General features: G+C 56.7%; 2 protein-coding genes. Both read left to right on the top strand.

Annotated elements, in window-relative coordinates; genetic code table 11:
- A partial coding sequence (locus tag GTGU_RS22935) for an Ig-like domain-containing protein (RefSeq protein WP_038163225.1) occupies window positions 1-6,465 on the top strand: 6,465 nt, incomplete at its 5' end.
- 140 nt (window positions 6,466-6,605) lie between these two features.
- A complete protein-coding gene (locus GTGU_RS22940; protein WP_084222847.1) occupies window positions 6,606-7,469 on the top strand; it encodes an OmpA family protein in 864 nt (287 codons plus the stop codon).
- The last annotated feature ends 90 nt before the right edge of the window (window positions 7,470-7,559 follow it).

Consider the following 7,559-nt stretch of genomic DNA (forward strand, 5'->3'; position numbering starts at 1 on the left):
ACCGGCGCAGAAGCCGGCAACACGATCACGGTGTACAACGGCAACACGGTTATCGGTACGGCAACCGTACAGGGTGACGGTACATGGTCACTGCAGGTGAATACTGCACTGGCTGACGGTACCTACAGACTGACGGCGAAAGAAACCGATAAAGTGGGTAACGAAACTGCGGCATCGCCGGAATACGTGATTCAGATCGACGCAGGCGGTCAGCCGCTGCCGCCGACACTGACCAGTGTTGTTGACGATGTGGCAACCTACACGGGTGCCCTGCAGAGCAATGCCGTCACCAACGACAACACCCTGACGCTGACAGGTACGGCCGAAGCTAACGTAACGGTCAGGATCTACGGTGGTGTCAACGGTACGACACTGCTGGGGTCAACCACGGCGGATGCCAACGGTGACTGGACTTACACCACACCGGCACTGTCAGACGGTCTCCACACGTTCGTTGCTGAAGCCGTTAACAGCATCGGCCAGGTGAGTCCGCAGACCGGCGGCTTCCCGGTCACGGTTGATACAGCAGCTCCGGGGGCGGTGTCTGACGTCGTGGTCACCGACGATCAGGCGCCGCAGACCGGCAACCTGAACGATGGCGACACGACCAACGATGCCACGCCGAAGATCAGCGGTATCGCAGAGCCTGGCAGCATCATTCATATCTACGTCGATGGCGTGGAGAACGGGTCAACGACGGCGGATGCCTCCGGTAACTGGACGTACACCACGACCACTCTGTCAGATGGTCAGCACACCTTTACGGCACGTGCTGAAGATACCGCCGGTAACCTGGGCCCGGTCAATGCCGGTATCACGGTGATGCTGGATACCTCAACCGTGACTGTCAGCATCACCAGCGTGAAAGATGACGTGGGTGCGGTGATCGGCAATATCGCGGCGAACACGGTGACTGACGACGCCCGTCCGGAAATTACCGGTAAGGCGAAAGCAGGCAGCATTATCACCATCAAGGATGGCAGTACGGTTCTGGGCTCCACCACCGCCGGAGCTGACGGTACCTGGACCTTCACGCCGGTAGCCAACCTGGGTGATGGCGCGCACAACATCACAGCGACAGCACGTGATCTGTCAGGTCAGGAAGATACTTCCGGTGCCTTTACTTTCCGTGTGGATACCGCGACGCCAAACCGTCCGATGATTGACTATGCGGAAGATCAGGTGGGCGCCGTTAAGGATGACCTGAGCAACAACGGTTACACGGACGATCCGCAACCGATCCTGCACGGTACGGCAGAAGCGAACAGTATTGTCAGGATCTACACCGCTGACGGTACGCTGATCGGCTCAGCAACGACCAGCAGCAGCGGGGCGTGGAACTTTAAGCCGGGTAGCAAGCTGCCTGAAGGCAAGAACACCTTCTACGTCACGGCGACGGATGAAGCCGGTAACGTCAGCGACAAGTCTGCGGACTTCGTGGTGAATACCGACTACACCTCGCCGGATGCCGGTATGGTCTCCATCGACACCGTGACCGACCAGTACGGTGCTGTACAGGGTCCGGTTCTGAGCGGTGGCGTGCTGGACGATCCACGTCCGGTCATTGGCGGGGCAGGTGCTGAACAGGGCAACGTCATCACGGTTTACACCACGGATAAAGATGGCAATACCCGCGTGCTGGGCTCCACCACCGTTGATGCCAACGGTAAATGGACGCTGACCCCGTCCGGATCGCTGTACGCGGATTCCATTAACCACCTGTCTGTCGTTGAAACCGACAAAGTCGGTAACGAGGCGAAACCGTCAGGGACGTATGATGTCACCCTGTCCAACCCGCCAACGGCTCCGGTGATTGATGGCGTGACCGACGATAGCGGTTCGACAAATGTCGAGCTGAATAACGGCGGCATGACCGGCGATACCACACCGACACTGCACGGTACGGCACCGGGCGTGGCAGGCAACATTGTGACCATTTACAACGGTAGTCAGGTTGTGGGCTCGACCACGCTGGATGCGAGTGGTCACTGGACCTTCACACCGCCGACGGCACTGACAGATGCCACCTATGACTTTACTGTCACGGTGAAAAATACTGCCGGTCAGGAAAGTGAGAAGAGCCCGTCGTTCAGTATTGCAATCGATGCGACAGCGCCGGCGGCGGTCACGGATCTGACGATCACTGACGATGTCGGAACGATCACCGGTCCGCTGACCAACAACGCCATTACGGATGATAACAAACCGACCTTTGCGGGTAAGGCTGAGCCAGATGGCACAGTGAATATCCTCGATAACGGTGTTGTTATCGGCAGTGCCGCAGTGGACAGCTACGGTAACTGGACCTGGACGCCGGCGACGGCACTGGCGGATGGTGCGCATCAGTTCACCACCACCGTCACTGACAGCGTGGGTAACACAGGGGCACCAACGTCACCGGTGAATGTCACCGTTGATACCCAGGCACCGGGTGTCACGCTGGCGATTGACGGCTACCTCGATGATGTCGGCACCAATAAAGGTGTGATCACCGGCAGCGGTACCAGCACTGACGATACCTCGCCAGTACTGAGAGGCAGCTGGACGGGCGAGCTGAAAGACACCGAAACGCTGCGTATTTACCAGAGTGGTGTGCTGATTGGCACGGTGGATCCGATGGATATTGATCGCAATAACCATACATGGACCCTTGCGCTGTCGGGACTTCAGGATGGCAACACCTATACCTTTACAGCCGCCGCAGTGGATGCCGCAGGTAATGAGTCGGCCAGATCGTCTGACTTCACGTTAACGGTTGATCTGACGCCGCCAACCCAGACGGTCACGATCAACAGCTACTACGATGATGTGGGTCTGTCGACGGGTAATATGAGCAACGGCATGACCACAGATGACCGTCAGCCGGTACTGAATGGTTCACTTTCCGGTGTGCCATTAGCCGCGGGTGATGAGATTCGTATCTATGATGCTGGTACGAACACGCTGCTGGGTGTGGCCACGATGAATCCGGACGCGACAACCTGGAGCTTCGAACTGCCGCCGCTGTCGGATAACACGACCTACTCCTTCCGGGCAGTGGTCGCGGATGCCGCAGGTAACGAAGGGACGGTATCCGGTAACTTCACGGTATCGGTTGATCTGTCCATCATTATCAACAGCCAGAACACCCTGGATACGACACCTATCGTTTCCGGTTACACCGGCTTTGCGATTGGCGCCGGCGAGTATGTCGAGATCACGATAAACGGTGAGGTATACAGCTCCCAGAATGGTCAGGTCGTGCTGGATCCGAAGAACAACACCTGGTATGTCCAGATCCCGGATGCGCATGTTCTGCCGAAAGGCCGGACATATGATGTCTCCGCGGTGCTGAAACAGTCTGATGGCATCGTCATTACCACGGACGACACCACCGGCGAGTTGTATGTGGGTAACACTCCTGCCGCACCGGAAACCCCGGCAACGACAGATACGGCCAACAAAGCAACGGCAATGACCATTGGTGAAGACGGGCAGTGGCGGATCTTCTCCAACATGGCGGTGCTGAATGCCAACGGGACGGATATCACCAACGTCACCCGGTTCGACAAGGGGAATATCCTGACCGGTAACGAGGGGGTCTTTGGTTCGGTCACCTTCATGGACTTCAACCGTGACGGGCTGATGGATATCTTCGGTGAAGACTCCATCTACGCGGATGGTCAGCAGGCCTTTATGTACCGTCCGGGGTCGACGCAGACCAATATCCCGGCGGCACCGGGCAGTGCGGTTAACCATGACTACTACGCCTTCCAGGTGGGTTCAACAACTTACCTCGGCGAGCGGGTGGATTACAGTGGTTCCGGAGCGACCAGTGGAAATGTGTGGGTCTGGTATGGCGGTACTGCGGCCTACGACCGGGATGGTGACGGGTACGTGGATATCGCCTACGGGGATAACACACCGAACGATGAAGAAGCCGGTCAGGGTTATGACACCTCGTTTGTCAAGAACGGTGAGGGCATGTTCAGCAAGGATCCGTCGCTGGTATGGGATCCAACCGGGGCGCCTGCAAACCTCTATGGTGAGCGGTACCAGGCCACGCCTGAGAAGATGGTGTCGAGCGTCGACCTTAACAACGACGGCGTGACGGACCTCGTCTACCTGGGCGGTGCGGGTTACAACTACATCAGCGGTAATACTTATACGCAGAACTCCGGTGATGCCAACCGTCTGGTTGTTGCCAGTGCGAACAGTGATGGTGTGCTGAAAGTCACGCAGATTGTTAACAACGCACTGTATAACCAGGAAGGTCTGGTGTTNGACGGGGTCTCCATGACCTGGGCGGATTTCGACGGTGACGGTTACCTCGATCTCTTCCAGGGCACCACGGACGGCGCCTCGGTAGCCATCCAGAACCAGAGTAAGATCTTCTTCAACGACGAAGGCCGGATCTCTTCTGCGGGGACAAACAGCTACGGTATTGATACCGATGTGGGGCGTTCCTACAACATGGGTGACTCGATGAAGGGCGGCGGCTCTGTGGCTGTCGACTGGAACACTGATGGCAAGATGGATGTCATTGAAATCCCGTACTATACCAGTGCCGATCCGGCAACAGCCCAGAACGTGATGCTGTACACCAACGGTACCGCTAACAGTACAGTGAAGTTCACTTCATCGGTCCTGACAACGGTGGCGGATCAGGGCGTGGGCAGTGCCCTTACTGGCCTGTTAACCCTTGACCTTGACTGGGACGGTGATAAAGACCTGTTGCTGTTCACCGGTAACAAAGGTTCCACCTATGTTGAAAACAAATCGGCCAACGACTACGGGAATGCGATCCATCTGAAGATTGTTGATCAGAATGGTATCAACGCCCTGTATGGCAATACGGTTCAGTTGTTTGATGCGAACGGGAACCTGGTGGCGTCGCAGATCATCAACCCGCAGGCGGGGAACCAGACCAGCGACAGCTCGGCGATTGTGGACTTCTACGGATTAGATCCTGCCGAAAACTACAGCGCGGTCCTGTTACGTACGGTGAAAGGCGTCTCGTCTGATGTTGGCGGTAAAGCCTCTCTCGGGGGAACCACCATTGAGAATGTGAACGCCGCGTGGGCTGACCTGAAAGCGACAAACAGCTACGACAGCTATGTGTTAACTGCGGAAGGAGGCAGTGCCGTTAACAACGCCAACATTGGTAATGGCGTGGTCGGTACGGGCTACAACGACACCTTCTCTGCAACACCCGGAACGGACATCTACAACGGCGGTGGCGGTACCACCATCGTTTCCGGTGAACGTGTCTGGAGTAACACAGGCGGTATCGATATCGTCGACTACAGGCTGGCCGGAACAACGTCACTGAACATCAACCTCAGCAGAACCACGTCGCAGAACACGGGCTTTGGCAACGCGACGTTTGTGAACATCGAAGGTCTGGCCGGTGGCCAGGGTAACGATACCTTCACGGGTAACGCAGGTAACAACTACTTTGAAGGTCGCGGCGGGAATGACATCTTCAATCTCGACGCCGACGGGAAAGGAGGTGGCCAGGATACCCTGACATACAGGGTTCAGGCAGGTGGAAACAGTCACGTTACCGGTGGTAACGGCAGCGATACGGTCAACGGCTTCTGGGTTGGTACGGTTGAAGCGACGAAGAACGCGGATGCCATCGACCTCAGTAACCTGCTGATAGGCTACTCGGCAAGTGCGGATGGTGCGGCGCATTACATCAACGGTGTGGCAACCATTGATGCGGGCGAGACCATCGGGAACTTCCTGAGCGTGACCTACAACGGCAATGACACCGTGCTGTCCATCGACCGTGACGGCAGTGGCGGGGCCTTCAGTTCAGCCACGTTGCTGACGCTGACAGATACCCGGACTGATCTGGCGACACTGCTCGCGAACCACCAGCTGATCCTCAGCAGTGAGGGCAGCGCAGGCACCGCCAACTTCAGCGCCGTGAGTGAAGGGATGACGGCAAACCTGTGGACCGGCTTCAACTCGGCAGGCGAGCAGCTGGAAAACATCACCACGCTTATCAGTACAGGCGGTGATGACGTCATCACGGATAACTCAGCGGATAACGTTCTTGAGGGCGGAGCAGGTGATGACACCTTCTACCTGATGAACGGTGGTAACGACACGCTGATGTACAGGGTGCTGGATGGCATGGGTAATGACAGTACCGGCGGCAACGGTCACGACGTGGTTCACTGCTTCAACGTGGGCAACGTGGCAACTGACAGTGACGCCGATACGCTCAACCTCAGCGATCTGCTGGATTACAGCGGTCCTGTCTCCTTCTTCGGGAACAACGGTAAGACGGAGCTGGATGCTGCATCGAAAGGGCTTGAGAATTACCTGAAGACAGAAGTGGTCGGTAACGACACGGTCATCAGCATCGACCGTGATGGTCAGGGCGGACAGCATGGCTTCACGCAGGTTGTCACCCTGGCGGACGTACAGACCGATCTGGTCACTCTGCTGCAGAACAACCAGATCACGATTTAACCCGGTAATCCCCGCCATCTCCGGATGGCGGGCTGTTCGTTCGCGCCCGCAGTCAGGGTGCGACGAAAGGGATAAGTGAGGCGAATTGTCTGGATGTTGTTATTTACCGATGAATGACTGGGTTAATCCGGGAGTGAAAAATGAAAGCAAGCTGTTTTAGTTTAAGCAAATTCACGTTGATTCTCTGTGCGCTGGCGGGGGCCGGCGCCTCTGTGGCGTCGGCTGAACCTTACCGCCCGGTTGCAGCCGTGGTACCTGAACAGGCGCAGGTGGTGATGTACTACCCACAGGGAAGCGTGCCGGCAGCTGTCTACGTAGACCGTGAACTACAGTCTGCGTTACTGCCAGGTGAGTTTACTGTTTTTTGCGTGACGCCGGGGGCGCATGCGATCGAATCTGTTTTCAACGATCAACCGCTTTATCAGGGCAAACAAAACCCGACGCAGCAACTGCCTGCCGAAGGGGGTGAAACCTATTTTGTGCAGATTAACCCCGGGACAACCGGCAACACCGCAGCGCTGGAAGCGCGCCCGCAGGCAGAGTCGGTGCTGAAGGGTCTGCAAAAACACACCCGTCTTGTGAACCGGGCATCGCAGGCGAAGAGCTGTAATTACATCAACACCAGTGGCGTGGTCCTGATCCAGGAACAGGTCCTGTTCCGCTTTGCGAAGAGCGATGCGGCGGGGATCCTGCCAGAGTCGCGCGGCAAGCTGGATAACGTGGTGAAGTTTATTAAACAGGCCAGCAACGTCAGTGACATTCAGCTGGTCGGTTTTACGGACGCCATCGGCAACCGTGATGCGAACCTGCGTCTCTCAGAAGCGCGCGCCAGCACGGTACGTACGTTGCTGATTGAACAGGGTATTAAACCTGAGATGATCAACAACGCGATGGGTCAGGGCGTGGCGCAGTCAGCGGAAGGGTGTGGTACCCGCGCCAGTCAGCAGGACGCCGGGTGTAACGTGAACAGTCGGCGTGTGGATATACTGGTCAGAGGCAACTGATTAATCTCGCTTACTGTAAAACGGGCCGTCAAAAGAGGCCCGTTTTTTTATGTCTTATTTAATGTATGCGATGGGTCACATAATTATTTA

Origin of the sequence: Trabulsiella guamensis ATCC 49490, assembly GCF_000734965.1 — a bacterium.
GTDB lineage: Bacteria > Pseudomonadota > Gammaproteobacteria > Enterobacterales > Enterobacteriaceae > Trabulsiella > Trabulsiella guamensis.